Genomic DNA, 24,350 nt, shown 5'->3' with positions numbered 1-24,350 from the left:
ACCTCGCGACCGGAAATGGTCGCGAGGTTTTTTTATGCCGGTCAGGAAACCCAGGGCGACTGGCGAATCACCTCGACGAAGTTCATCGGCTTGAACCCCGGCACCTGATCCTTCAGCACATCGGTCTTCACATTGCCGAACGTGGTCTGCGGACGATGACGCAAGCCGTCGGCGAACGCGCAGATGATGCATTCCTTGAAGCTCTGGCCCCGTGGGTGCGCATGCACCACCGCCTCACGCTGCACCGTGGTGAACGCCGCGTAGTCCATGCCCAGCACGTCCATCTCGACGCCTGCGGTCACCAGCGCCACGGTCGGGCGCAGATGCTTCGGCACCCCCGGCGTGGTGTGCAGGGCGATCGACATCCACACCTGCTCGATGTCGTCGTCGCTCAGCCCATACGGTTTTAGAAACGCTGCGGCTGCGTTGGCACCATCGACCTCGAAGCGCTCGTCGTCGCTGCGGTGGCCTTCGACCAGACCCAGGTCGTGGAACATCGCGCCGACGTACAGCAGCTCCGGATCGTAGGCCAGTTGCTGGCGTTCTCCACTCAAGGCACCGAACAGAAACACCCGGCGCGAGTGGTGGTAAAGCAGGTCGGATTCGATGTCGCGGATGTATTCGGTGGTGGCCCGGGCGAGGGCGCTGTCGGGGATCCGGATACCGGCAATGGTCGTGGTCATGTTGAGCTTCCTCGTCGAAAACGCCGTCACGGCGCTGATGGAGAAAGTCTGTTCCCGGGGGCCAGACCGGACAATCGATCCATGGCTGCGATCCTTGCCATTGCACCTGCAAATCGTGCCAGCTCGCTTCTGCGGCGAGGATTGGCTAGGGTTGGCGCTGATCCGCCATTCCCCGGGAGCTGACATCGTCATGAACAAAACCGTCGCCATCGTGGTGTTTCCCGGCGTGCAGGCGCTGGATGTAAGCGGGCCGATGGACGTGTTTGCCGAGGCCAACCGCTTCCTGGCGCCGGAGGATCATTACCGGCTCGACGTGATCGGCGTCGAGCGCGGGCCGATGGCGTGTTCCAACGGGCTGACCCTGAGTGCGCATCGGCATTTCAGCGAAGCGTCGCAGGTCTACGATTTGCTGCTGGTGGCGGGCGGACCGCAGTTGCCGTTTCTGGATTTCGGCGAGGCATTCGATGCCTGGTTGCGTGAGGCCTGTGGTCGGGCGCGGCGTTTTGGCTCGATCTGCAACGGCGCGTTCATGCTCGCCCGTGCCGGGTTGCTGGATGGGCGCACGGTCACCACCCACTGGAACGACGCCGAGGCACTGGCGCAGTTGTGCCCGTCGAGCCGGGTTGAGGCCGATCGGTTGTACGTCGAGGACGGCCAGCTCTACACCTCGGCGGGGGTGACGGCGGGGATCGATCTGTCGCTGTACCTGCTGGCGCGTGATCACGGGGCCGAGGTGGCGCTGAGTGTGGCCAAGCGGCTGGTGGTGTTCACCCAGCGCTCGGGCGGGCAGTCGCAGTTCAGTCCGTTCCTTACGCCCCACGCCGAACCGACGTCGGCGGTGGCGATGGTGCAGCTGTATGTGCTGGCCAATCTCACCGGCGACCTGACCATCGCTGATCTGGCGAATGCCGCGAACATGAGTGCGCGGAATTTCTCTCGGGTGTTTGCCAGGGAGGCGAAAGTCACCCCGGCGGAATTCGTCGAACGGGCGCGGGTGGATGCGGCGCGGGTGATGCTCGAAAGCACCAGGGCGCCGCTGAAGACGGTGGCGTATCAGTGCGGGTTTCGTGATGCGCAACATATGCGCAGCGTGTTCAGCCGGCGGTTGGGGGTGACGGCGCAGCAGTTTCGGCTGAATTTTGCGGCGATGGTTTGAGCCGAGGGCGGCTTTTATGGCTCAGCCCGCTTTGGCAGCAGCTTCAGCGTACTCCGCGTATTCGCCGTCACCTCTTCCTCACTGAAATGCGCCTGCACATACATCCCGTCCACATACGCCTCTGCCTGATCGTCATAGTGACTGTCGAACGGCACGCCGCTCTGGCCGACCGGGTTGATGGTCAGGCTGTGAGCCGGATCAGCGAAGTCCACCAAGCGCCGGGTCGACGGGCCGTAGGTCACGGGCCACGGCGCCGGGCCGATCTTCGCCGAGAGGTTGTTCGGCACTTCATGGGAGCCCGGTGCGGCGAACGGGCCGACGTTGAAAATGCGATCCAGCGGTTTCTGCTGACCCAGCGGATGACCATGGGTTAGGGTGTGGGCCTTGCCCCATTGCCAGCCGGAAGCGTCGTCGCCGAGGGTCGACTTCAGGTGCGCCATGCTCGCCTGCCATGCGCTGCGCACGGTGTCGACGCGGGTCTCCTTGTTCGGCGTGCTGCGGTTGTCCCACCACGGTGAATCGGCATTCGCCGCGAGCCGGGGCAGCGCCGCATCGATCACTCGGGTCGACAGCAGGGTTTCGAAGAAATCATTGCCCAGCTCATCGCGCATTGCTGCGTCGGCGAGGTTGAACAGGAACTGGTTGAACACCGTCGCACTGACCGAATCCAGCGGATAGTCGCCTTGCCACTGGGCCAGTTGCTCGATCAGCTTCTGCTCGGCGGGATTGCCCGCCACTTCACGCAGCACCGGCAGCAACGGCGCCAGCAGACGCGGGCCATAACCGGTGGCGGTACCCAGTTGCAGCTTCTGGTTGGCCTCGTTGTCCCATTTCACGTTCTTGTCGGCGAGCTGGCGGTTGAGCTGCTGGCCACGGTCGGCGAGGTTGTAGTAACCGGGAATCTCCATGCCGGTCGGTGACACGGGCTGGAAGTTGGCCGAGACGATATAGCCCCGTGCCGGGTTTTCTTCCTGCGGGTTGGCGCTGAACGGGAAGTAGCCGTCCTTGTCCGCCTGATTGCTGCTGCCGTCGAGAATGAAGCCAGGCTTCACCCCGGTCGGACGTTTGGGCAACAGCGCCGAGGCCCACCAGGCGATATCGCCCTTGGCGTTGGCATAAACGATGTTCAGCCCCGGCGCCTGCACCTTGGCGGCTGCGGCACGAGCCTTGGCCAAGGTGTCGGCGCGGTTGAGCTGGTAGAAACCTTCAAGGATCGGATTCGGTGTTTCGATAAACGCCCACCACATCGCAATCGGGGTTTTTCCGGCGGCGCTGCCGAGGGCGTCGTTGACGATCGGGCCGTGGGGCGACTGGCGCAGGGTGATGGTCACCGGGGCCTGGCCTTTTACCGCGATCTGCTGCTCGGTCTTGACCATGTCGGTCCACTGGCCGCGATGCCAGACCTGATCCGGGTTGTCCGGATTGACCTTCTCGGCGATCAGATCCAGGTCATCGTTCTGGAACATGGTCAGGCTCCAGCCGAAATCCAGGTTGTGGCCGAGAAAGGCAAACGGCACCAGCGCCTGATGATGACCGTAGAGTTCGAAGCCCGGCGCCGACAGCTGCGCCTCGTACCACACCGACGGCACCGAAAAACGAATGTGCGGATCGCCCGCCAGCAACGGCTTGGTGCTCTTGCTGTGGCTGCCGGCGATCACCCAGGCGTTGCTGCCTTCGAATTGCGGCAGGCCGTTGTCGATCAGCGCCTGTTCGCTGACGCGGGCGAGGGTGTTCAGGTCTTTCCAGTCTTCGGCGGCGAGGGTCGGTGCGCTGCTGGCGTGGCCCTTGGCGAGCACGCCCTTGGGCTGCCAGTCGAGGTCGAAGACGTTGAGGTAATCGGCGCCCAGTTGATCGCGCACGTAGGTCAACAGCGGTTCGGTGCGAAACGCGGCGGCAAAGCTGTAGGCCATGTAGCCGGCGACGCTGATGCTGTCTTCGGCGGTGAACGGCCGCTTGGGGATGCCCAGCACGTCGAACTCCACCGGGGCGGCGTGCGAGTCCTGATATTGATTGATGCCGTCCAGATAGGCTTGCAGGGCCTTCCACGCCGGGGACTGCTTGTCGAGGCCGGCCACGTAACTGGCGGCGCGTTCGCGGATGCGCAGGCTGCGGAACAGCTTGTCGGTGTCGAGCAGTTTCGGCCCGAGCACTTCGGCCAGCTCGCCCCGGGCCAGACGACGCATGGCTTCCATCTGAAAGAGGCGATCCTGGGCGTGCACATAGCCGAGGGCGCGGTAGAGGTCGGTCTCGTTTTCGGCACGGATGTGCGGCACACCGCGCTCGTCGTAACGCACGGTCACCGAGCCTTGCAGGTTGCGAAGTTCCACCTGCCCCTGACGCGTCGGTTGCTTGCTGTAGACATACCACCCGCCAGCGGCGAGCAGGACAACGATGAGCAAGGCAAGAACGGTGAAGACGCGTTTCATGGTGACTCCTTGTGCATTCGGGGTTGCCGCCCGTGCGGGCTGCAAACAATTAGCACACGCCTCGTGTGCTGCGCATCGCCGTCCTTGAAAAGTCCGGAATGCCTTACTTCGTCTCCGCCGGCCACGGACAGTAGCAACCGACCGCCAACGTATGAGTCGCATTGACCGGGCGATCATCACTCAACGCTTGCAGGATCGGTTCGATAAAACTGTTGCTGGAGTTGCACGTCAGGCCTTCGCTGTACGGGCCGAAGTACGCCAGTCTGCCGCTGCGGTCCCAGATCGCCACGGCCGGGCTCGCGGGAATCTGTTCGGAGCCGGGCAGCACCGCGATGGTTTTGAGATTGCTGAGGGTGGCGGGCAACTGGCCGTGGCTGCCGGCCTTCTGCACGGCGAAGAACTCCACGCCCTTGGGGCCGAACTGTTCGACCATTTCGGTCAGGTGCTGTTGATTGCCGACGTTGCATGGGCAGGCCGGATCCCAGAAGTGCACCAGACGGATATTGCCGGGGCCGGCGAGGTCGTCGGGCAGGCGCAATGGGTCGCCGGAAAACACCGCAGTGTGTTCGCTGAACGCCCGCAGGTAGCGGCCCTGAAACCAGTCGTACGCGGCCCACAGCACGCCGGCACACACGATGGCGAGCAGGCTGGCAAACAGTGCGGTGCGGTAGGGCGAACGCATGGTTTTGATTCCTCGAAGGCCGGCTAGCTTGCCATGCTTGCCGCGACAGATGAATATCGCAGGCCGATAAAGTCCGTTTACCGTTCTGGAATTGCCCATGTCTGTTGCTTTCGATCCCGATCATCTGCGTGCGAGCCTCAAGCCTCTGGCCGAGTGGCAGCCGTTGTCCGAGGAGGCGAAGGCGTATCAGCGGTTCTACAAGACCGACTTTCCGGAACGTGATGTCTGGCGCGGCATGGGCCGGTTCGACATCAATGGCTATCAACTGGTCAGCCATTGCTGGTGGCCGGCGGAAACGGCCAGGGCCACGCTGTTTCTTGTGCACGGTTTTTATGATCACACTGGTCTTTACCGGCATGTGATCGAGTGGGCACTGGATCAAGGCTTCGCGGTGATTGCCTGCGATCTGCCGGGGCATGGTCTGTCCAGCGGCGAGCGGGCGAGCATCCGTGACTTCTCGGAATATCAGGATGCGCTGCAAGGCCTGTTCGCCGAGGCGCGCTCGATGGCCCTGCCGCAGCCTTGGCACCTGTGCGGGCAAAGCACCGGCGGCGCGATCATTGTCGATCACGTGCTCAATCATGGTGAAAACAGCCCGGCCCAGGGGCAGTTGATTCTGCTGGCGCCGTTGGTGCGCCCGCGTGCCTGGGGTTGGTCGCAGTTCAGTTATTACCTGCTGCGGCCCTTTGTCAGGGGTATCGCCCGGCGTTTCAGCGAGAACTCCAATGACCCGGATTTCCTGCCGTTTCTGCAGGCCGATCCGTTGCAGCCAAAACGCTTGCCGACCGCATGGGTCGGGGCGTTGTCACGCTGGATCAACCGCGTTGAATACGCGAAGAAAAGTCCGCGCCGGCCGCTGATTGTTCAAGGCCAGGCGGACATGACCGTGGACTGGCAGCACAACCTGCAGGTGTTGAAGTGGAAGTTCGACCGGCCACAGATTCTGTTGCTGGCCGAGGCGCGGCATCACCTGGCCAACGAGACGGCAGAAATGCGCGAGGAGTATTTCGAGTTTCTGAGCAAGCGGATCAAGGGCCGCAACCCCTAGATCACTGACTGAGGTTCGAGGTGCTCTGGCCTACGGCCAGCCCGGCGCGGATCGCGGCCAGCGCGGCCTGGTAGTAGGCCTTGCCTTCGGTGGATTCGGCAAAGGTCGCGAACTCTTCCAGTTCTTCATCCGACAGGTCGCGATAGACGTACAGCAGGGTGTTGTTCAGGTCGGCACCGATCTGATCCATCAGGCGCTGGCGTTGACCGTTCAACATGCCCTGGGCCTGACCGCCGCCGAGCAGGCCGGGGATCATCGAACTCAGGCTGTCCGCCGCCACGCCGGCAATCGCCAGGCTGACTTCGGCGCCGGCTTCACGGGCGGGAAGGGCCTGGGCGAGGTGGCCGATGATCAGCAGGCGGCTGTCGCTGGCCGGCATCTTCGGCAGGCCCTTGGCGTTTTTTGCCAGTTGATCGCGGCGGGTCGCCAGCAGTTCGGCGGCGACGATCTTCTTGCCCAACGGAGACTGAAAGAACGACAGGGCCGGTTGCGGATCAGCGAGGTTCTTGCGCAGTTGCGCTTCGGCGCGTTGATCCACGGCCTGGGGGGCGAAGCGCTGGTTGCTGTTGTTCACCAGCGCCTGAAACACCGCCGGCGGCAGGCTGTTCTGGTAACGCTGCTGCGCGGCACTCAGGGCGTCGTTGAAATGCGCGCGTTGTTCTGGCCAGCCGGCGACCTTGTACAACTGGTCGTGGCCGTCCGCCCAGGCGGGCAAAACGCAGAACATCAACAGTGAAAAAAGCAAACGGCGCATAAGGACTCCTGTCGGCAGCCGACTATTCTCCGTGCGGTGCCAGTACTTGTCGAGAATTCGTATCCAGCCGCCGCGTGGCTCTGTCGGATTTCTTGCCGCAGGCATACTATGCGCGCCATGCAAATATCCTCTGATCACCCGCTGCTGTTACGTATCGTCGACGACCTGGCCGAGCACGGCTGGTCGCAGCAGAACATTTTCCTGCCTGCGGATTTGACCCGCGCACTGGCGGCCGAGTGCCGCAAACGTGACGCCGAAGGTGAACTGGCGCCGGCGGGGGTCGGACGTGGCCCGTTTTCGGAGATCCGCGAGGGGATTCGTGGCGACCATATCCAATGGATCGATCCTGGTCAGGCCGAAGCCAGCGACCGTTACCTGAACCTGATGGACAGCTTGCGCGAGGCGCTCAACCGGGGGCTGTTCCTGGGGCTGGAAGACTTCGAGTGCCACTTCGCCCTGTACCCGCCGGGTGCTTTCTATCGCAAGCATGTCGACCGTTTCCGCGACGATGACCGGCGCATGGTCTCGGCGGTGATCTACCTCAATGACGGCTGGTTGCCGGAGGATGGCGGGCAACTGCGCATGTACCTGGAGCATGATCGCGTTCATGACGTGCAGCCTACGGGCGGTTGTCTGGTGGTGTTCCTCTCCGGCGAAGTCCCTCATGAAGTGTTGCCGGCCAATCGCGAGCGGCTGTCGCTGACAGGCTGGTTCCGCCGCCGTGGCAACGAGCCGTTCTGAGATGCACAGGATTCTGGTCAGTCGCTGCCTGCTGGGCCATCGCGTGCGTTACGACGGTGGAGCCAGCGGGCCGTTCGATCTGCTGGAGCAGTGGATCAGCGAAGGCCGGGTAGTGCCGTTGTGTCCGGAAGTCGCCGGTGGTTTGCCGACGCCACGGGCGGCGGCGGAGATTCCGGGCGGGCAGGGCCGCGAAGTGCTGGACGGGCTTGCCTCGGTGATCACCACCGACGGCGAAGACGTCAGTGCGCAGTTTCTCGACGGTGCGCGGCAGGCGCTGGCGCTGGTGCAAAAGCACGGGATTCGGGTGGCAGTGCTCAAGGCCAACAGTCCTTCGTGCGGGAATCTGTTGACCTATGACGGCACGTTCAGTGGGGTGAAGGTGAGTGGCGAGGGGGTTACCGCCGCGTTGCTGAAGCGCCATGGGGTGCAGGTCTTCAGCGAACTCGAACTGCCGCAAGCCGCACAGGCCCTCAGCTTGCTCGACTAGTCACGTTCACTTCAGTTTTCCGTAGCCTGCACACTCAACCACTTCTGCCTCAATGCCTCAAGCCGCCCATCCGCCCTGATCCGCTGCAAGGCATTCTCCAGACTCGCGTGAAACGCCGGGTTACCCTTCTGAAACGGAATCGCCAGATCTACCGGCGGCCCAACCTTCGGCTTTTCCTCAGTCAACGTCTGCACCAGCACCATCGGCCGAGGTTGCTCGTCCTTTTTCGCCAGCAATTGCGCATTGACCTGCGTGTAAGGTTCGCTGACGTCGAAACGATCCTTGAGTTCCGGGGTCAGTGCTATGTGGTTGAGCGCGACGTCGTACTTGCCGCTTTCAACACCCTGGAGCAGGTCGGCCTCGTCGGTGACGATGAAGTCGGCCCGCACATCCAGTTCGTTGGCCAGCAATTGCCCAAGCTCGACCTCGAACCCCGTGAGCGTGTCGCCGTCCTTGAAATTGAAGGGCGGTGTATTAGCCTCAAGGGCTATGCGCAACTCGCCACGGTCGTAGACGTCATCAATCAGTTCGGCGTGAGCCAGAGGGCTCAGAAGGGGAAGCAGGCAGATCAGGCCAGGCAGAAAACGCATGGTCACTCCTTTGAAATCGATATCGGCCTGTTTTCCAGGCTCGCTTTGCTATGGTTGTCGAGTGCCTTCGACAACGAATGGTCATGAAGTTGTCATGACCGTGCGGATTTTACGGAAAAACTGGAGAAGAAAATGAAAAGCTTTATGTCACGTGCAGCGTTGGCCGGTGTGCTGATGGGTGTTTCGGTACTGGCCAGTGCGGCCACACCGGCACCGAAGGGCGCCGAAGTGTTCATCGTTTCTCCCGAGGACGGAGCCACGGTTCCGCAGACCTTCACGGTCAAGTTCGGTGTAAAGGACATCGCGCTGGCACCGGCCGGTGACGTCACCAAGAACACCGGTCATCACCATCTGTTGATCGATGCCAAGGAAATCGTTCCGGCCGGATCCGTGGTGCCGACCGACGCCAACCACATGCACTTCGGCAAGGCGCAGACCCAGGCCGACATCAAACTCGCGCCGGGCAAGCACACCTTGCAACTGGAGCTGGGTGACAGCGGCCACATGGCCTTCGATCCGCCGATCGTGTCGAAGAAGATCACCGTCAACGTCGAATAAAAAAGGGAGCCCTTCGGGGCTCCCTTTTTTATCAGTGGCGAGTTGCGAGCTTCAAGCTTCAAGCAAAAGCGCTGTTCACTTGCCGCTTGAAGCTTGCTGCTCGCAGCTGCTCTTAAAACAGCACGCGGCTACGGATGGTGCCGTTGACGTGTTGCAGCTTCTCTTGCGCCAGCTCCGAGTACTCGGCGTCGACGTCGATCACCACGTAGCCGACCTTCTCGTTGGTCTGCAGGAACTGACCGGAGATGTTGATGCCGTTTTCGGCGAAGACCTTGTTGATCTCGCTCATCACACCCGGGATGTTCTCGTGGATGTGCAGCAGGCGGTGCTTGCCAGGGTGAGCCGGCAGGGCCACTTCCGGGAAGTTCACGGACGATACCGAAGTACCGTTGTCGCTGTACTTGACCAGTTTTTCTGCCACTTCCAGACCGATGTTGGCCTGCGCTTCAGCGGTGGAACCGCCGATGTGCGGGGTCAGGATCACGTTGTCCAGGCCACGCAGCGGGCTTTCGAACTCTTCGTCGTTGGAACGCGGCTCGACCGGGAACACGTCGATGGCGGCGCCGATCAGGTGTTTGTCCTTGATCGCAGCGGCCAGGTGATCCAGCTCGACCACGGTGCCGCGTGCAGCGTTGATCAGGATGCCGCCCTTCTTGATGGCGCGGATTTCCTTCTCGCCGATCATCCACTGGGTCGCAGCGGTTTCCGGAACGTGCAGGGTGACGATGTCGGACATGCCCAGCAGCTCGTGCAGGTTGCCGACCTGGGTCGCGTTGCCCAGTGGCAGCTTGGTCACGGTGTCGTAGAAGAACACCTGCATGCCCAGGCCTTCAGCCAGGACCGACAGCTGAGTACCGATCGAGCCGTAGCCGACGATGCCCAGTTTCTTGCCACGGATCTCGAAGGAGTTGGCTGCGGACTTGATCCAGCCGCCACGGTGGCAGGAAGCGTTTTTCTCAGGGATGCCGCGCAGCAGCAGGATCGCTTCGGCCAGCACCAGCTCGGCAACGGAGCGAGTGTTGGAGTACGGCGCGTTGAACACGGCGATGCCGCGCTCGCGGGCCGCTTCCAGGTCAACCTGGTTGGTGCCGATGCAGAAACAGCCGACCGCGACCAGTTTCTTCGCGTGATCGAAGATCTCTTCGGTCAGCTGGGTGCGCGAACGAATGCCGATGAAGTGAGCGTCAGCGATCTTTTCCTTGAGCTGGGCTTCCGGCAGGGAGCCTGTCAGGTATTCGATGCTGGTGTAGCCCGCCGCCTTGAGGACGTCGACAGCCGATTGGTGGACGCCTTCGAGAAGAAGGAACTTGATCTTGCTCTTATCGAGAGAAGTCTTGCTCATCTGCGTAAACCTGTATCCCGGAGAAAAATGGCAGGAAATGGTCAACAGATATTGACCTGGACGACAAGAAAGCCGTCACCGCAGAACCGGCCTTGGGCACTGGCCTGCGGGGTCGGTATGCTAGCATAGCCACCCCGCTAAACACTCATTCCTGCGACGTGAAGCGTTCTCAGGATGACCATGAATTGTTCGAGAGTTCCGTCGATGACCAATCCTGCCCTGATTGATGAACTGAAGACCCTGGTCGAGCCTGGCAAAGTCCTGACCGATGCCGACTCCTTGAACGCTTACGGCAAGGACTGGACCAAACACTTCGCCCCGGCGCCCAGCGCCATCGTGTTTCCCAAGACCATCGAGCAGGTGCAGGCCGTCGTCCGCTGGGCCAACGAACACAAAGTGGCGCTGGTGCCGTCGGGCGGGCGCACCGGGCTTTCCGCCGCAGCCGTGGCCGCCAATGGCGAAGTGGTCGTGTCGTTCGACTACATGAACCAGATTCTCGACATCAACCTGACCGACCGCACCGCCGTCTGTCAGCCGGGCGTGGTCACCGAGCAATTGCAGAACGCCGCCGAAGAACATGACTTGTACTACCCGGTGGATTTCGCTTCGGCAGGTTCCAGCCAGATTGGCGGCAACATCGGCACCAATGCCGGCGGAATCAAGGTCATTCGCTACGGCATGACCCGCAATTGGGTGGCGGGCATGAAGGTCGTGACCGGCAAGGGCGACGTGCTGGAACTGAACAAGGATCTGATCAAGAACGCCACCGGTTACGATCTTCGGCAGTTGTTCATCGGCGCTGAAGGCACCCTCGGTTTTGTGGTCGAGGCCACCATGCGCCTGGACCGCGCGCCGAAAAACCTGACCGCGATGGTCCTCGGCACCGCTGATTTCGATTCGATCATGCCGGTGCTGCACGCCTTCCAGGGCCGGCTCGACCTGACCGCGTTCGAATTCTTCTCTGACAAGGCGCTGGCCAAGGTCATGGGCCGTGGCGATGTCCCGGCGCCATTCGAAACCGACTGCCCGTTCTATGCTTTGCTGGAATTCGAGGCGACCACCGAAGAAGTGGCCAACACCGCCCTGGAAACCTTCGAGCATTGCGTGGAGCAGGGCTGGGTGCTGGACGGCGTGATGAGCCAGAGCGAAACCCAGTTGCAGAACCTGTGGAAGCTGCGCGAGTACATCTCCGAAACCATCTCCCACTGGACTCCGTACAAGAACGACATCTCGGTCACCGTCTCCAAAGTCCCGGCGTTCCTGCAGGAAATCGACGCGATCGTCGGCGAACACTACCCGGACTTCGAAATCGTCTGGTTCGGCCACATCGGCGATGGCAACCTGCACCTGAACATCCTCAAGCCGGACAACCTGAGCAAGGACGAGTTTTTCGCCAAGTGTGCCACCGTCAACAAATGGGTATTCGAAACCGTCGAGAAGTACAACGGTTCGATTTCCGCCGAACACGGGGTGGGCATGACCAAGCGCGACTACTTGACCTACAGCCGCTCACCGGTGGAAATCGAATACATGAAAGCGGTCAAGGCGGTGTTCGACCCGAACGGCATCATGAATCCGGGCAAGATTTTCGCGGTTTGATTGGCAATCCCTGATGAATCAATAAAGGCAGGAGTCGGTAATGAGCTATCAGCACCAGTATGTCGACGGTACGCGGATTCATTTTCCGCTGGGGAAAGTGGTGTGCATCGGCCGTAACTACGCCGAACACGCCAAGGAACTGGACAACCCGGTGCCTACCGAGCCGTTGCTGTTCATCAAACCGGGCAGTTGCGTGGTGCCGCTGGAAGGCGGTTTCAGCATTCCGACCGAGCGTGGCTCGGTGCATTACGAGGCGGAAATCGCCGTGTTGATCGGCAAACCGCTGTCGACCAAACCGAGCCGTGAAGAAGTGCTGGACGCGATCTCCGGTTTCGCCCCGGCGCTGGACCTGACCCTGCGTGACAAGCAGGCCGAGCTCAAGTCCAAGGGCCTGCCGTGGGAAATCGCCAAGTCGTTCGACGGCGCGGCGGTGATTGCGCCGTTCGTGGTGGGCAGCACCTTTGCCGACCTGACCGACATCGGCATTCGCCTGACCATCAACGGCGAAGTGCGCCAGGACGGCAACAGCAGCGCGATGCTCAACCCGATCGTGCCGATGATCCAGCACATGGCCGGCTGCTTCTCGCTGCAGGCCGGTGACGTGATCCTGACCGGCACGCCGGTGGGCGTCGGCCCGCTGAATGTCGGTGATGAGATCGTGCTGGAGCTGCCGGGCGCCAGTCGCTTCACCAGCAGCGTTCGCTGATCCGTACATCGCGTTACCGAGCGGGAGATTGCAGGTTTGAGCTCAGCCCTCAAGTCTGCAATCTCCCGTTTTCGTTTTGTGATGCGGCCTGCAAAGACGCAGGGCATTCCGGCCATTTACCGTTTTTTTCACATTCTGTCCGGATAATTCCGGCCATTCTGGCGTCTGAGCCGGCCTCTTTGTGCTATTACCCGTAGCCTGAATTTTCGGAACGCGTCCTTTGATGTCATCTCAAACTCAGCTCAAACCCGCCCGCCGTTCACGCTTCGCCCTGCGCTGGTATTCCTGGCTGTTGCTGGCAGCCGCCGCTGCGTACGGGCTGGCGTTTGCCATGCATTGGGATGATCGGGGTGTGCTGTGGCTGCTGGAGCGCTTCGAAAGTACGGCCGAGAAGCAGGAAAGCGTCTGGCTCCCGGACTACCGGGTGGTCATCGACGCCAAGCTGTTGCCGGGCATGGAAAAGGACGAAGCTTCGGACCTTTCCTATAACCCGCAGACCAAAACCCTGTTTTCGGTGATGGGCAAGAATCCGTTCCTGGTCGAGCTGACCCTGCAGGGCGACGTGTTGCGCAAGATGCCCCTGGTGGGCTGGAGCAATCCGGAAGGCCTTACGGTGATGGAAAACGGCTTGATGGCGATTGTCGATGAGCGCGAGCACTTGCTCTCCATCGTCAAGGTCGATGCCGAGACTCGTGAACTGAAGCGTGACGATTTCCCTAAATACGACCTCGGCCCGTCAAAGGACCAGAACAAGGCCTTCGAAGCCATCACCTGGGACGCCCGTAACCAGCAACTGCTACTGGGCGAAGAGCGTCCACCCGCGCTGTTCACCTGGAAAAGCGACGGCAGCCAGACGCTCAAGGGCGACAAGCAGAAACTCGACAGCGACGAACTCGATATTCGTAACCTGTCGGCCCTGGCGATCGATCCGCGCACCGGTCACACCCTCGTTCTGTCCGCTGATTCGCACCTGTTGCTGGAGCTGGACGAGAAGGGCGAACAGGTCAGCTTCATGACCCTGCTCGGCGGTTTCAACGGTTTGAAGAAAACCATTCCCCGCGCCGAAGGCGTAACCATGGACGACTCGGGCACGCTGTACATGGTCAGCGAGCCGAACCTGTTCTACCGCTTCGAAAAGCAGAAGTAATCTCTCCTACAGCAATTGCAGATCTGTGCAGTTGTGGCCTGAGGCAAGTGGCCATTAAGCTTCAGTTCAGACAGGCGTGATATTTCATCCGCCTGTTTTGACTCCGAGCCTGCCTGAATGCGTCGACTTGCCCGTCCCAAGCCTCTGTTCATAATCCTGTCGATGATTGCCCTGGTCGCATTGATTGCGATCGGCCAATACATGCGCCTGTTCGAGCGTGCCTGGTTCAACCTGCATACGCTCTGGCAGCCGATGAGCAGCCAGTCCATCGGGCTGGATCAATATCGGGCAGAGATTGAAGCGAAAGTCATCGATGGGCTGAACGACGACGTCTCGGCGCTGACCTACGACCCGGTGCGCAAAAGCCTGTTCACCGTGACCAACAAGAATGCCGAACTGATCGAGCTGTCGCTGGATGGCACGATCCTGCGCCGTGTCGCCTTGATCGGCTTCGGCGATCCGGAGGCGGTGGAGTTCATCAGCGCCGACACCTATGTGATTACCGACGAGCGCCAGCAGCGCCTGATCAAGATCCATCTGGAGCATGACACCACGTTCCTTGATGCGGCGGACGCCGAGCAAATGACCCTCGGTGTGCACATGAGCGGCAACAAGGGCTTTGAAGGCCTGGCGTACGATTCGGTGGGCAAGCGCCTGTTCGTGGCCAAGGAGCGGGACCCGATGCTGATCTATGAAGTGCACGGTTTCCCGCACTTCAATCCGGAAAAATCCTACGCAGTACACGTGATCAACAATCCCAAGCGCGATGCCGGGATGTTCGTGCGCGATCTGTCGAGCCTGCAATACGACGAGCGCAGCGGTCATTTACTGGCGCTGTCCGACGAGTCGCGGCTGATTCTGGAACTGGATGTGGACGGGCGCCCGTTGAGCACCATGTCGTTGAGCGGTGGCCGGCAGGGTCTGAAGAAAACCGTGCCGCAGGCGGAAGGTATCGCGATGGATGACGATGGGGCGTTGTATCTGGTGAGCGAGCCGAATCTGTTTTATGTCTTCAGGAAGCCTGTGCAGAACTAACCAACACCTTCAAACAATGTGGGAGCTAGCAAACTGGCTCCCACAGTTTTTTCATCTGCCCACAAAAATGTGGGCAGTTTCGGCTTACTCAGCCTTCAGGGTCTTCACACCTTCGGAAGTCCCCAGCAACAACAGATCCGCCGGACGCGCCGCGAACAGGCCGTTAGTGACCACGCCGACGATCGCGTTGATCTGCGCTTCCAGCTCCACCGGGTTGGTGATCTGCAGGTTGTGCACGTCGAGGATGATGTTGCCGTTGTCGGTCAGCACGCCTTCGCGATAGACCGGGTCGCCGCCCAGTTTCACCAGTTGGCGGGCGACGTGGCTGCGGGCCATCGGGATCACTTCCACCGGCAGCGGGAACGCGCCGAGCACCGGCACCAGTTTGCTGGCGTCGGCGATACAGATGAAGGTCTGGGCCACGGCCGCGACGATCTTCTCGCGGGTCAGGGCTGCGCCGCCGCCCTTGATCAGGTTCAGGTGTTCGTCGCTTTCATCGGCGCCGTCGACGTAGAACTCCAGGTTGCTCACGGTGTTCAGCTCGTACACCGGAATCCCGTGGCCCTTGAGGCGCGCGGCAGTGGCTTCGGAGCTTGCGACCGCGCCATCGAACGCGCCCTTGTGCTGGGCCAGGGCGTCGATGAAGCAGTTGGCGGTGGAGCCGGTGCCGACGCCGACGATGCTCTTGTCGTCGAGTTTCGGAAGGATGAAGTCGACGGCAGCCTGGGCCACGGCCTGTTTGAGTTGATCCTGGGTCATGCGGGCTCCGGAAGCGGGCAAGGTAAGAACGGAAAGGCCGGCATTATAGCCTCAAGCCGGGCTAAAACCTCTGGATTCGTGTGGTCGTGCGCCCAAAAGCCGGGTTAGACTCGCTGGTCCCGCCCAATCGCCAGTGATGCTTTCCGATGCTCGAACAGTACGTCAAGAAGATCCTCACCTCGCGCGTTTATGACGTTGCCGTAGAAACCCCGCTGCAGAACGCCCGCCAGCTCTCCGAGCGGCTGGGCAACGACATCTGGCTCAAGCGTGAAGACTTGCAGCCAGTGTTCTCGTTCAAGATTCGCGGCGCCTACAACAAGCTGACCCAGTTGAGCGACGAAGAGCGCGCACGCGGCGTGGTCACCGCGTCGGCGGGCAACCACGCGCAGGGCCTGGCCCTGGCGGCGAAAGTGCTGGGCGTGAAAGCGACCATCGTGATGCCCAAGACCACCCCGGAGATCAAGGTCGAAGGCGTGCGCTCGCGCGGTGGCAAAGTGGTGCTGCACGGCGATTCCTTTCCGGAAGCCCTGGCTTACTCGCTGAAACTGGTCGATGAAAAAGGCTACGTCTACATCCACCCGTACGATGATCCGCACACCATTGCCGGGCAGGGCACCGTGGCGATGGAAATTCTGCGCCAGCACCCGCAGCCGCTGGATGCGATTTTCGTTCCGGTGGGCGGCGGCGGTCTGATCGCCGGCATCGCGGCCTACGTGAAATACCTGCGTCCGGACATCAAGGTCATCGGCGTCGAGCCCGACGACTCCAACTGTTTGCAAGCGGCGATGGCGGCAGGCGAACGCGTGGTGCTGCCGACCGTAGGCATCTTCGCCGATGGCGTGGCGGTGGCGCAGATCGGCCAGCACACCTTCGACATCTGCAAGGATTACGTCGACGAAGTGATCACCGTCAGCACTGACGAAATCTGCGCGGCGATCAAGGACATCTACGACGACACCCGTTCGATCACCGAACCGGCCGGCGCCCTGGGCGTGGCCGGGATCAAGAAGTATGTCGAGCAGCGCGGCGTCAGCGGCCAGACCTTCGTGGCCATCGACTCCGGGGCCAACGTCAACTTCGACCGCTTGCGCCACGTCGCCGAGCGCGCCGAGCTGGGTGAAGGCCGCGAAGCGATCATCGCTGTGACCATCCCCGAGAAGGCCGGCAGCTTCAAGGCCTTCTGCGAGGCCATCGGCAAGCGCCAGATCACCGAATTCAACTACCGCTATAACAATGGCAGCGAAGCGCACATCTTCGTTGGCGTGCAGACCCACCCGGACAACGACCCGCGCAGTGCGTTGCTGGCGAGCCTGACCGAACAGGGTTTCCCGGTGCTTGACCTGACCGACAACGAACTGGCCAAACTGCACATCCGTCACATGGTCGGCGGGCGCGCCGCGCACGTGGTCGATGAAGTGGTGCTGCGCTTCGAGTTCCCGGAGCGTCCGGGCGCGCTGTTCAACTTCCTCAACAAGCTCGGCGGTCGCTGGAACATCTCGATGTTCCACTACCGCAACCACGGTGCTGCGGACGGCCGCGTGGTGGCGGGCCTGCAAGTGCCCCACGACGAACGTCATCTGGTTCCCGCAGCCCTTGAGGAAATCGGCTACCCGTACTGGGACGAAAGCGACAACCCGGCCTATCAGCTGTTTCTTGGCTGAACGGCTACGCTGATGGGTATGGCCTAAGGAAAGAGAAATACATGGAAACCCTGACCACCCTGAAAGTCCTTCACGTCGCGGCGACCGTGGTAATCCTGGCGAGCGGGCTGGGGCTCGCCGCTGCTTCCTGGCGTAATCGCAGCGAAGGGCCGGCCAGCACGATGCAGCGACCCTGGCTGTTCGTCTGGTGTCTGATGCTGATCGGCGTGCTCAGCATGCCTTTCACCGGCTGGTGGCTGGTGCACCTGGTTGGCTGGCCACTGGGGCAGTTCTGGATTCTGGGGTCCAGCGTGATCTATGCCGTGGCCACCTTTAGTGCGGTCTGGCTGCTTGTTCGGCTTAATCGGCTGTGGACAAGCGGGGTCGGCAACCGGAAATTCAATCTGGCGCTGGCGATTGTCAGCGGCGTCGGATTTCTGGCCATTGCGGCGTTGATGGGGGCCAAGCCGGTTTAAGGCTTGGGACCGTGTCGATCCGTTCGCGAGCAGGCTCGCTCCCACATTGATCTGAGGCGTTCACACATCCCCTGTGGGAGCTGCGGTGCGACGATTCGACTTGCCTGCGACGCGATATCAGCCGCGCAGGCTGATGACGGGCCAACCGCGCTTCTCGGCTTCGGCCAGCAGGTTCGGGTCAGGGTCGACCGCCACCGGATTCGTCACCTGCTCCAGCAGCGGCAGGTCATTCATCGAGTCGCTGTAGAAGTAGCTGCCTTCCAGCGAATATCCGGTTTCTTCCAGCCAGCGGTTCAGGCGCGTCACCTTGCCTTCGCGGAAGCACGGCACGTCGGTGCTGCGTCCGGTGTAGCGACCGTCCTGCATCTCGCACTCGGTGGCGATCAGGGTTTCGACGCCCAGGCGCACGGCGATCGGCGCGGTGACGAAGCGGTTGGTGGCGGTGATGATCACCAGTTTGTCGCCGGCATCGCGGTGCTTTTTCAGCAGATCGAGCGCCTTGGGCAGGACGATCGGCTCGATGCAGTCGCGCATGTAATCGCTGTGCCACTGCTCAAGCACGGCCATCTCGGTGCGGCCGAGGATTTCCAGGCAGAAGTTCAGGTATGCGGCGTTATCCAGTTTGCCGGCCAGGTAATCCTGATAGAACTCGTCGTTGCGCGCCTTGTAGGCGATCGGGTCGAGGAAGCCGCGTTCGCACAGATAATCGCCCCAGGCGTGATCGCTGTCGCCGCCCAGAAGGGTGTTGTCCAAATCGAATAAAGCCAGGCGCATTGCAGTTACCCGCTGAAAAGTCAGTAAAAAGGCCACAAGAATACGGTCTTTTCACAAGAGTGCACATAAGCTCGGAACCTTCGTTGCCGCCTTCACAACCTTTGTGGAACAATGCGGCGACATGCGTTTGCGAGGTTGTTGCCGTGATCGACCCCGATGGTTTCCGCCCTAATGTCGGGATCATTCTGACGAATGACGCCGGCCAGGTGCTATGGGCTCGCCGTATCAATCAGGATGCCTGGCAGTTTCCGCAAGGGGGAATCAACCCCGAGGAGACGCCCGAAGACGCCTTGTACCGCGAGCTGAACGAAGAAGTTGGCCTGGAACGCGAAGATGTTGAAATACTGGCCTGCACCCGGGGCTGGTTGCGCTATCGTTTGCCGCAACGTCTGGTGCGAACCCACAGCCAACCGCTGTGCATCGGCCAGAAACAGAAATGGTTTCTCCTGCGCCTGATCTCCAACGAGCAGCGGGTGCGGATGGATTTGACCGGTAAACCGGAGTTCGATGGCTGGCGCTGGGTCAGTTATTGGTATCCGTTGGGCCAGGTGGTGACATTCAAGCGCGAAGTGTATCGCCGCGCTCTCAAAGAGCTTGCCCCGCGCCTTTTAGCGCGCGACTGACGACGGAGTTCGACCCCGAGCCATGCTCAATACGCTGCGCAAGATCGTCCAGGAAGTTAACTCCGCCAAGGATCTCAAGGCGGCGTTGGGGATTATTGTGTTGCGCGTCAAAGAGGCCATGGGCAGCCAGGTCTGCTCGGTCTACCTGCTTGATCCAGAGACCAACCGCTTCGTGCTGATGGCCACCGAGGGCTTGAACAAGCGCTCGATCGGCAAGGTCAGCATGGCACCCAACGAAGGTCTGGTCGGCCTGGTCGGCACGCGTGAAGAACCCCTGAACCTCGAAAACGCCGCGGATCACCCGCGCTACCGCTACTTCGCCGAGACCGGCGAGGAGCGCTACGCCTCGTTCCTCGGGGCGCCGATCATTCACCACCGCCGCGTCGTCGGCGTGTTGGTCATCCAGCAGAAAGAACGCCGCCAGTTCGATGAGGGTGAAGAAGCCTTCCTCGTGACCATGAGCGCGCAGCTCGCGGGCGTAATCGCCCACGCCGAGGCCACCGGCTCGATCCGTGGTCTGGGCCGTCAGGGCAAGGGCATCCAGGAAGCCAAGTTCGTCGGCGTCCCGGGTTCGCCGGGCGCAGCGGTCGGTACCGCGGTGGTCATGCTGCCACCGGCGGATCTGGACGTGGTGCCGGACAAGACCATCACCGACATCGACGCGGAACTGGCGCTGTTCAAGACCGCCATCGAAGGCGTGCGCGCCGACATGCGTGCGTTGTCGGCCAAACTGGCGACCCAGCTGCGTCCGGAAGAGCGCGCGCTGTTCGACGTCTACCTGATGATGCTCGACGATGCCTCGCTGGGCAGCGAAATCACCAACGTGATCAAGACCGGGCAGTGGGCCCAGGGCGCACTGCGCCAGGTCGTGACCGATCACGTCAACCGTTTCGATCTGATGGACGACGAGTACCTGCGGGAGCGGGCGTCGGACGTCAAGGACCTGGGCCGCCGGCTGCTCGCCTATTTGCAGGAAGAGCGTCAGCAGAACCTGGTCTACCCGGAAAAAACCATTCTGGTCAGCGAAGAACTGACGCCGGCGATGCTCGGCGAGGTGCCGGAAGGCACGCTGGTCGGTCTGGTGTCGGTACTCGGTTCGGGCAACTCCCACGTCGCGATCCTGGCCCGGGCCATGGGCATCCCGACAGTAATGGGTCTGGTCGATCTGCCGTACGCCAAGGTCGACGGCATCGAAATGATCGTCGACGGCACACGGGGCGAGGTTTACACCAACCCCAGCGAAGTGCTGCGCAAGCAGTTCACCGAGGTGGTGGAGGAAGAGAAGCAACTGGCGCTGGGGCTCGATACCCTGCGCGACCTGCCGTGCGTGACCCTGGACGGCCACCGCATGCCACTGTGGGTCAACACCGGCCTGCTGGCGGACGTGGCGCGAGCGCAGAAGCGCGGCGCCGAAGGCGTCGGTCTGTACCGCACCGAAGTGCCGTTCATGATCAACCAGCGCTTCCCGAGCGAGAAGGAACAACTGGCGATTTACCGCGAGCAGCTCGCTGCATTCCACCCGCAACCGGTGACCATGCGCAGCCTGGACATCGGCGGTGACAAGTCGCTGTCGTACTTCCCGATCAAGGAAGACAACCCGTTCCTCGGCTGGCGCGGGATCCGCGTCACTCTCGACCACCCGGAAATCTTCCTGGTGCAGACCCGCGCGATGCTCAAGGCCAGCGAAGGCCTGAACAACCTGCGAATCCTGCTGCCGATGATCTCTGGCATCCACGAGCTCGAAGAGGCGCTGCACCTGATCCACCGGGCCTGGGGCGAGGTACGCGACGAAGGCACCGACGTGCCGATGCCGCCGGTGGGCGTGATGATCGAAATTCCTGCGGCGGTTTACCAGACCAAAGAGCTGGCGCGGATGGTGGACTTCCTGTCGGTCGGCTCCAACGACCTGACCCAGTACCTGCTGGCGGTGGACCGCAACAACCCGCGGGTGGCCGATCTCTACGACTACCTGCACCCGGCGGTGCTGCAAGCCCTGCAAACCGTGGTGCGCGACGCCCATGCCGAAGGCAAGCCGGTGAGCATCTGCGGCGAGATGGCCGGTGACCCGGCGGCAGCGGTGCTGTTGATGGCAATGGGTTTCGACAGCCTGTCGATGAACGCCACCAACCTGCCGAAGGTGAAGTGGATGCTGCGTCAGATCAACCTGAGCAAGGCCAAGGACCTGCTGGCGGAACTGATGACCATCGACAACCCGCAGGTCATCCACAGCTCGCTGCAACTGGCGCTGAAGAACCTTGGGTTGGCGAAGATGGTCAATCCGGCGGCGGCCAAGGTCTGAAGTCAAAAGCCTGAGATCAAAAGCTTACCCTCACCCTAACCCTCTCCCGGAGGGAGAGGGGACTGATTGGGGGTTGCTGCAGAGATCCGTCGACCTGGAGTTGCTGTAGTGAATCCATAATCGACACAGGTTTTTCAGGTCGATGTCTAGCTCAAGACACCTCGGTCGGCCCCCTCTCCCTCCGGGAGAGGGCTGGGTGGGCGGCGTTCCGATGAGGGCTTGCTTTTAAAGGTAAATCTCAACTTCCCCCAAGTGCCCGCCATACGGCCCGAAACTCCGCTCCACCATCCGCCGCGTCCCATCCGCCTGCACAATCAACGCCGTACTCGCCCGAGTCCCGTAACTCTGGCTGGCAATAAACACACTCGACAACAACGACTCGGTCGCCAGGCCCACGCCGGTGTCCGGCAGCTCGGCAAACGGCGCGGTCTGGGCATCGCTCAATAAGGCCAGCAGCCGCTCGGGCTGCGGATCATCCAGCACCGCACTCAATGCCGCCTTGGCCTTGAGTAGTTTCGGCCACGGCGTATCCAGCCCGGCGTTGGACAGGCCATAGACGCCGGGCTGCAACATCACCGGTTCCGAAGACCGCGCATTGAAGTGCCACAGCTCGTTGGCATTGCCCAGCAGCAGGTTGAAGCCGGCATAGTCCGGCGAACGGGCGACAACGTCGGACAAATAGTCATCGATCGACAGGTTTCCGGTCAGAAACCCTGCCACCAGCTCGCCCCGAGAACGTCGCGCCGGCGGCTGATGTGGATCGCGTATGTTGGTCAGCGCCGCGAAGCGACCGTTGGCGCCCAGGCCGAGCCAGGTTCCCCCGGCCTCGAGATCGCGACCGGCGTGAACCTGCGGCGACTCGGGCCACTGGGCCAGCGGCAGGCTGGGCCGGGCGTAGAACTCGTCACGGTTGGCCGCGACGATCAGCGGCTGGGCATGCCCCGGCCGCCAGGCGAAAACGATCAGGCACATAAGGTGGTCCTTGTGTGTTTTTTGCCCACTCTACGCAGACATCGTCCGTGCATCCATCGCCAGTGGAGCCGAAGGGTATCCATCCGTTACCATGCCGCTCCGGTTTTGGGGACGCGCCTTGGGAGGCAGTCATGGAATTTCTGCTCTATCTGGCGCTGGGCGCCTGTGCGGGCGTACTGGCCGGGCTGTTCGGGGTGGGCGGCGGGATCATCATCGTCCCGGTGCTGGTGTTCAGTTTCACCTTGCAGGGCTTCGATCCGTCGATCCTGACCCATCTGGCGGTCGGCACGTCCCTGGCGACGATCATCTTCACTTCGGTCAACGCCGTGCGTGAGCATCACCGGCGCGGTGCGGTGCGCTGGCCGATCTTCCGCTGGATGACCGTGGGCATTCTGCTCGGCGCCGGTTTCGGTGCATTGACCGCCGAAGCGATATCCGGTCCGAACCTGCAAAAGATCATCGGTGTGTTCGCCCTGATAATCGCCGCGCAGCTGGCGCTGGACGTCAAACCCAAGGCCAGCCGAACGGTGCCGGGCAAACTCGGTCTGACCGTGGCCGGCAGTGTGATTGGCTGGGCATCGGCGATTTTCGGGATTGGCGGCGGTTCGCTGACCGTGCCGTTCCTGACCTGGCGCAGCGTGCCGATGCAGCAGGCGGTGGCGACCTCGTCGGCCTGTGGCCTGCCGATCGCCGTCGCCAGTGCCATAAGTTTCATGATTCTGGGCTGGCATGATCCGTTGCTGCCGGCCCATAGTCTCGGTTTTGTGTATTTGCCGGCGCTTTTGGGCATTGCCCTGACCAGCATGGTGTTCGCCCGTCTCGGCGCGCGGCTGGCGCACAGGTTGTCGCCGAAGTTGCTGAAACGGCTGTTCGCGGCTTTGCTGTTTTGCGTGGGCCTGAGCTTTCTGTTCTGAGCCGTCTGTTTTGGCAGGTCGCAATCCTGGCTTAATCCTGAGGTGACAGCGTCGCCCGGGAATTTTTGAAGATTTGAACGCTAACGAGGAGTCGCAATGCTGCCTTACCCGCAGATCGATCCGGTGGCTTTGGCCATCGGTCCGCTGAAAATCCACTGGTACGGCCTGATGTACCTGGTCGGCATCGGCGGCGCGTGGCTGCTGGCATCGCGCCGGCTCAACCGTTTCGACCCGACCTGGACCAAGGAAAAACTGTCCGACCTGGTGTTCTGGCTGTCGATGGGGGTGATTGTCGGCGGGCGTCTGGGTTATGTGCTGTTCTATGACCTGAGCGCTTACCTGGCCAACCCGACACTGATTTTCGAAGTGTGGAAGGGCGGCATGTCGTTCCACGGCGGTTTCATCGGCGTGATGCTGGCCGCACTGTGGTTCGGCAAGCGTAACGGCAAGTCGTTCTTCCAGCTGATGGACTTCGTCGCGCCGATGGTGCCGATCGGCCTGGGCGCCGGGCGTATCGGCAACTTCATCAACGCCGAGTTGTGGGGCAAGGCCACCGACGTGCCGTGGGCCATGGTGTTCCCGCCGTTCAGCGACCCGGCGCAACTGCCTCGTCACCCGTCGCAGCTGTATCAGTTCGCGCTCGAAGGCGTGGCGCTGTTCCTGATCCTCTGGCTGTTCTCGCGCAAGCCACGGCCGACCATGGCGGTCTCGGGCATGTTCGCGCTGTTTTATGGCATCTTCCGTTTCATCGTCGAATTCGTCCGCGTGCCGGACGCGCAACTGGGCTATCTGGCCTGGAACTGGCTGACCATGGGTCAGGTACTCTGCGTACCGATGATCATCGGCGGGCTGTTCCTGATCTGGCTGGCCTACCACCGCGCCCCGGCGGCGCCGGTTGCACCGACAGCTTAAATATTCGAACCCCGGCGATGTCTGCCG

The 24,350-nt window shown here is 61.8% G+C and carries 24 protein-coding genes; 15 read left to right on the top strand and 9 right to left on the bottom strand.

The window, feature by feature from the left end:
- Positions 1-41: 41 nt before the first annotated feature.
- Positions 42-683 (bottom strand): HD domain-containing protein, encoded by a 642-nt coding sequence (locus ACEN93_RS15355; RefSeq protein ID WP_495610230.1) that lies wholly within the window; start codon positions 681-683, stop codon positions 42-44.
- Between the two features lie 190 nt (positions 684-873).
- Between ACEN93_RS15355 and ACEN93_RS15350 the strand changes: the two genes are divergently transcribed.
- Positions 874-1,839 carry a GlxA family transcriptional regulator gene (locus tag ACEN93_RS15350; RefSeq protein ID WP_495610229.1) on the top strand — a complete coding sequence of 322 codons (966 nt, stop codon included), beginning with the start codon at positions 874-876 and terminating at the stop codon, positions 1,837-1,839.
- A gap of 14 nt (positions 1,840-1,853) precedes the next feature.
- Here the strand turns inward: ACEN93_RS15350 and ACEN93_RS15345 are convergent, their stop codons facing one another.
- Both ACEN93_RS15345 and ACEN93_RS15340 read right to left on the bottom strand, forming a co-directional pair.
- Positions 1,854-4,265, bottom strand: a complete 2,412-nt coding sequence (locus ACEN93_RS15345) for a penicillin acylase family protein (protein WP_495610228.1) — start codon at positions 4,263-4,265, stop codon at positions 1,854-1,856.
- A 103-nt stretch (positions 4,266-4,368) separates the two neighbouring features.
- The gene (locus ACEN93_RS15340) at positions 4,369-4,947 is read right to left on the bottom strand and encodes a DUF6436 domain-containing protein (RefSeq protein WP_262158920.1); all 579 of its coding nucleotides are present in this window, start codon (positions 4,945-4,947) and stop codon (positions 4,369-4,371) included.
- A gap of 97 nt (positions 4,948-5,044) precedes the next feature.
- Here ACEN93_RS15340 and bipL point away from each other — a divergent pair, with 97 nt between their 5' ends.
- Positions 5,045-5,995: a phospholipase BipL gene (gene bipL / locus ACEN93_RS15335; protein WP_085667372.1), complete on the top strand. Its 951-nt coding sequence runs from the start codon at positions 5,045-5,047 to the stop codon at positions 5,993-5,995.
- 1 nt (position 5,996) lies between these two features.
- On the opposite strand, the gene ACEN93_RS15330 is transcribed toward bipL, so the two are convergent.
- Positions 5,997-6,749: a DUF2059 domain-containing protein gene (locus tag ACEN93_RS15330; protein ID WP_011336435.1), complete on the bottom strand. Its 753-nt coding sequence runs from the start codon at positions 6,747-6,749 to the stop codon at positions 5,997-5,999.
- Between the two features lie 108 nt (positions 6,750-6,857).
- Between ACEN93_RS15330 and ACEN93_RS15325 the strand changes: the two genes are divergently transcribed.
- Positions 6,858-7,490, top strand: a complete 633-nt coding sequence (locus ACEN93_RS15325; protein WP_074690091.1) for a 2OG-Fe(II) oxygenase — start codon at positions 6,858-6,860, stop codon at positions 7,488-7,490.
- A gap of 1 nt (position 7,491) precedes the next feature.
- Positions 7,492-7,977 (top strand): 2-thiouracil desulfurase family protein, encoded by a 486-nt coding sequence (locus ACEN93_RS15320; RefSeq protein WP_490840573.1) that lies wholly within the window; start codon positions 7,492-7,494, stop codon positions 7,975-7,977.
- Positions 7,978-7,988: 11 nt separating this feature from the next.
- Here ACEN93_RS15320 and ACEN93_RS15315 read toward each other — a convergent pair whose 3' ends face one another.
- A complete protein-coding gene (locus tag ACEN93_RS15315) occupies positions 7,989-8,567 on the bottom strand; it encodes a transporter substrate-binding domain-containing protein (RefSeq protein WP_285413297.1) in 579 nt (192 codons plus the stop codon).
- A gap of 132 nt (positions 8,568-8,699) precedes the next feature.
- Here ACEN93_RS15315 and ACEN93_RS15310 point away from each other — a divergent pair, with 132 nt between their 5' ends.
- The gene (locus tag ACEN93_RS15310) at positions 8,700-9,125 is read left to right on the top strand and encodes a DUF4399 domain-containing protein (protein ID WP_007953489.1); all 426 of its coding nucleotides are present in this window, start codon (positions 8,700-8,702) and stop codon (positions 9,123-9,125) included.
- A 112-nt stretch (positions 9,126-9,237) separates the two neighbouring features.
- Here the strand turns inward: ACEN93_RS15310 and serA are convergent, their stop codons facing one another.
- The gene (serA, locus tag ACEN93_RS15305; protein ID WP_007953487.1) at positions 9,238-10,467 is read right to left on the bottom strand and encodes a phosphoglycerate dehydrogenase; all 1,230 of its coding nucleotides are present in this window, start codon (positions 10,465-10,467) and stop codon (positions 9,238-9,240) included.
- A 204-nt stretch (positions 10,468-10,671) separates the two neighbouring features.
- On the opposite strand from serA, the gene ACEN93_RS15300 reads away from it, so the two are divergent.
- The 4 genes from ACEN93_RS15300 (at position 10,672) to ACEN93_RS15285 (ending at position 14,954) form a co-directional block, all read left to right on the top strand.
- On the top strand, positions 10,672-12,066 hold the full coding sequence (locus tag ACEN93_RS15300) for an FAD-binding oxidoreductase (RefSeq protein ID WP_039765411.1): 1,395 nt from the start codon (positions 10,672-10,674) through the stop codon (positions 12,064-12,066).
- A gap of 40 nt (positions 12,067-12,106) precedes the next feature.
- Entirely contained in the window at positions 12,107-12,772 is a 666-nt protein-coding gene (locus ACEN93_RS15295) for a fumarylacetoacetate hydrolase family protein (RefSeq protein WP_007953483.1), read from the top strand.
- 223 nt (positions 12,773-12,995) lie between these two features.
- Positions 12,996-13,919 (top strand): SdiA-regulated domain-containing protein, encoded by a 924-nt coding sequence (locus tag ACEN93_RS15290; protein WP_074690097.1) that lies wholly within the window; start codon positions 12,996-12,998, stop codon positions 13,917-13,919.
- 117 nt (positions 13,920-14,036) lie between these two features.
- Positions 14,037-14,954: an SdiA-regulated domain-containing protein gene (locus ACEN93_RS15285; protein ID WP_074690099.1), complete on the top strand. Its 918-nt coding sequence runs from the start codon at positions 14,037-14,039 to the stop codon at positions 14,952-14,954.
- An 84-nt stretch (positions 14,955-15,038) separates the two neighbouring features.
- Here the strand turns inward: ACEN93_RS15285 and rpiA are convergent, their stop codons facing one another.
- The gene (rpiA, locus tag ACEN93_RS15280) at positions 15,039-15,713 is read right to left on the bottom strand and encodes a ribose-5-phosphate isomerase RpiA (RefSeq protein WP_007953476.1); all 675 of its coding nucleotides are present in this window, start codon (positions 15,711-15,713) and stop codon (positions 15,039-15,041) included.
- 146 nt (positions 15,714-15,859) lie between these two features.
- Here rpiA and ilvA point away from each other — a divergent pair, with 146 nt between their 5' ends.
- Both ilvA and ACEN93_RS15270 read left to right on the top strand, forming a co-directional pair.
- Positions 15,860-17,374 (top strand): threonine ammonia-lyase, biosynthetic, encoded by a 1,515-nt coding sequence (gene ilvA, locus ACEN93_RS15275; RefSeq protein WP_011336426.1) that lies wholly within the window; start codon positions 15,860-15,862, stop codon positions 17,372-17,374.
- A gap of 41 nt (positions 17,375-17,415) precedes the next feature.
- Entirely contained in the window at positions 17,416-17,829 is a 414-nt protein-coding gene (locus ACEN93_RS15270; RefSeq protein ID WP_039767881.1) for a DUF2269 family protein, read from the top strand.
- A gap of 117 nt (positions 17,830-17,946) precedes the next feature.
- Here the strand turns inward: ACEN93_RS15270 and ACEN93_RS15265 are convergent, their stop codons facing one another.
- On the bottom strand, positions 17,947-18,603 hold the full coding sequence (locus tag ACEN93_RS15265; RefSeq protein ID WP_039767882.1) for a histidinol-phosphatase: 657 nt from the start codon (positions 18,601-18,603) through the stop codon (positions 17,947-17,949).
- 143 nt (positions 18,604-18,746) lie between these two features.
- Between ACEN93_RS15265 and ACEN93_RS15260 the strand changes: the two genes are divergently transcribed.
- Both ACEN93_RS15260 and ptsP read left to right on the top strand, forming a co-directional pair.
- Positions 18,747-19,226, top strand: a complete 480-nt coding sequence (locus ACEN93_RS15260) for an RNA pyrophosphohydrolase (protein ID WP_003229203.1) — start codon at positions 18,747-18,749, stop codon at positions 19,224-19,226.
- A gap of 22 nt (positions 19,227-19,248) precedes the next feature.
- A complete protein-coding gene (ptsP, locus tag ACEN93_RS15255) occupies positions 19,249-21,525 on the top strand; it encodes a phosphoenolpyruvate--protein phosphotransferase (RefSeq protein ID WP_414882391.1) in 2,277 nt (758 codons plus the stop codon).
- A gap of 225 nt (positions 21,526-21,750) precedes the next feature.
- Here the strand turns inward: ptsP and ACEN93_RS15250 are convergent, their stop codons facing one another.
- Positions 21,751-22,497, bottom strand: coding sequence for an NRDE family protein (locus ACEN93_RS15250; protein WP_495610227.1), 747 nt, complete (start codon positions 22,495-22,497; stop codon positions 21,751-21,753).
- A 131-nt stretch (positions 22,498-22,628) separates the two neighbouring features.
- Between ACEN93_RS15250 and ACEN93_RS15245 the strand changes: the two genes are divergently transcribed.
- Both ACEN93_RS15245 and lgt read left to right on the top strand, forming a co-directional pair.
- The gene (locus ACEN93_RS15245) at positions 22,629-23,411 is read left to right on the top strand and encodes a sulfite exporter TauE/SafE family protein (RefSeq protein WP_085612006.1); all 783 of its coding nucleotides are present in this window, start codon (positions 22,629-22,631) and stop codon (positions 23,409-23,411) included.
- 96 nt (positions 23,412-23,507) lie between these two features.
- Complete coding sequence (lgt, locus tag ACEN93_RS15240) at positions 23,508-24,323, top strand: prolipoprotein diacylglyceryl transferase (RefSeq protein ID WP_039767887.1); 816 nt, start codon at positions 23,508-23,510, stop codon at positions 24,321-24,323.
- Positions 24,324-24,350: the final 27 nt, after the last annotated feature.

This window comes from Pseudomonas sp. Pseusp21, from assembly GCF_059492145.1.
Note: the sequence above shows the minus strand (reverse complement) of the source record. Positions and strands in the feature narration are given on the sequence as shown.

Excerpts from the sequence above, each read along its gene's own strand:
- rpiA (WP_007953476.1), bottom strand. The coding sequence starts at position 15,713 with ATGACCCAGGATCAACTCAAACAGGCCGTGGCCCAGGCTGCCGTCGAC.
- ACEN93_RS15325 (WP_074690091.1), top strand. The coding sequence starts at position 6,858 with ATGCGCGCCATGCAAATATCCTCTGATCACCCGCTGCTGTTACGTATC.
- ACEN93_RS15320 (WP_490840573.1), top strand. The coding sequence starts at position 7,492 with ATGCACAGGATTCTGGTCAGTCGCTGCCTGCTGGGCCATCGCGTGCGT.
- ACEN93_RS15355 (WP_495610230.1), bottom strand. The coding sequence starts at position 683 with ATGACCACGACCATTGCCGGTATCCGGATCCCCGACAGCGCCCTCGCC.
- ACEN93_RS15270 (WP_039767881.1), top strand. The coding sequence starts at position 17,416 with ATGGAAACCCTGACCACCCTGAAAGTCCTTCACGTCGCGGCGACCGTG.
- ACEN93_RS15265 (WP_039767882.1), bottom strand. The coding sequence starts at position 18,603 with ATGCGCCTGGCTTTATTCGATTTGGACAACACCCTTCTGGGCGGCGAC.
- ptsP (WP_414882391.1), top strand. The coding sequence starts at position 19,249 with ATGCTCAATACGCTGCGCAAGATCGTCCAGGAAGTTAACTCCGCCAAG.
- ACEN93_RS15290 (WP_074690097.1), top strand. The coding sequence starts at position 12,996 with ATGTCATCTCAAACTCAGCTCAAACCCGCCCGCCGTTCACGCTTCGCC.
- ACEN93_RS15300 (WP_039765411.1), top strand. The coding sequence starts at position 10,672 with ATGACCAATCCTGCCCTGATTGATGAACTGAAGACCCTGGTCGAGCCT.
- bipL (WP_085667372.1), top strand. The coding sequence starts at position 5,045 with ATGTCTGTTGCTTTCGATCCCGATCATCTGCGTGCGAGCCTCAAGCCT.
- ACEN93_RS15295 (WP_007953483.1), top strand. The coding sequence starts at position 12,107 with ATGAGCTATCAGCACCAGTATGTCGACGGTACGCGGATTCATTTTCCG.
- ACEN93_RS15345 (WP_495610228.1), bottom strand. The coding sequence starts at position 4,265 with ATGAAACGCGTCTTCACCGTTCTTGCCTTGCTCATCGTTGTCCTGCTC.
- ACEN93_RS15330 (WP_011336435.1), bottom strand. The coding sequence starts at position 6,749 with ATGCGCCGTTTGCTTTTTTCACTGTTGATGTTCTGCGTTTTGCCCGCC.
- ACEN93_RS15310 (WP_007953489.1), top strand. The coding sequence starts at position 8,700 with ATGAAAAGCTTTATGTCACGTGCAGCGTTGGCCGGTGTGCTGATGGGT.
- ACEN93_RS15245 (WP_085612006.1), top strand. The coding sequence starts at position 22,629 with ATGGAATTTCTGCTCTATCTGGCGCTGGGCGCCTGTGCGGGCGTACTG.
- ACEN93_RS15285 (WP_074690099.1), top strand. The coding sequence starts at position 14,037 with ATGCGTCGACTTGCCCGTCCCAAGCCTCTGTTCATAATCCTGTCGATG.
- ilvA (WP_011336426.1), top strand. The coding sequence starts at position 15,860 with ATGCTCGAACAGTACGTCAAGAAGATCCTCACCTCGCGCGTTTATGAC.
- lgt (WP_039767887.1), top strand. The coding sequence starts at position 23,508 with ATGCTGCCTTACCCGCAGATCGATCCGGTGGCTTTGGCCATCGGTCCG.
- ACEN93_RS15340 (WP_262158920.1), bottom strand. The coding sequence starts at position 4,947 with ATGCGTTCGCCCTACCGCACCGCACTGTTTGCCAGCCTGCTCGCCATC.
- ACEN93_RS15350 (WP_495610229.1), top strand. The coding sequence starts at position 874 with ATGAACAAAACCGTCGCCATCGTGGTGTTTCCCGGCGTGCAGGCGCTG.
- serA (WP_007953487.1), bottom strand. The coding sequence starts at position 10,467 with ATGAGCAAGACTTCTCTCGATAAGAGCAAGATCAAGTTCCTTCTTCTC.
- ACEN93_RS15315 (WP_285413297.1), bottom strand. The coding sequence starts at position 8,567 with ATGCGTTTTCTGCCTGGCCTGATCTGCCTGCTTCCCCTTCTGAGCCCT.
- ACEN93_RS15250 (WP_495610227.1), bottom strand. The coding sequence starts at position 22,497 with ATGTGCCTGATCGTTTTCGCCTGGCGGCCGGGGCATGCCCAGCCGCTG.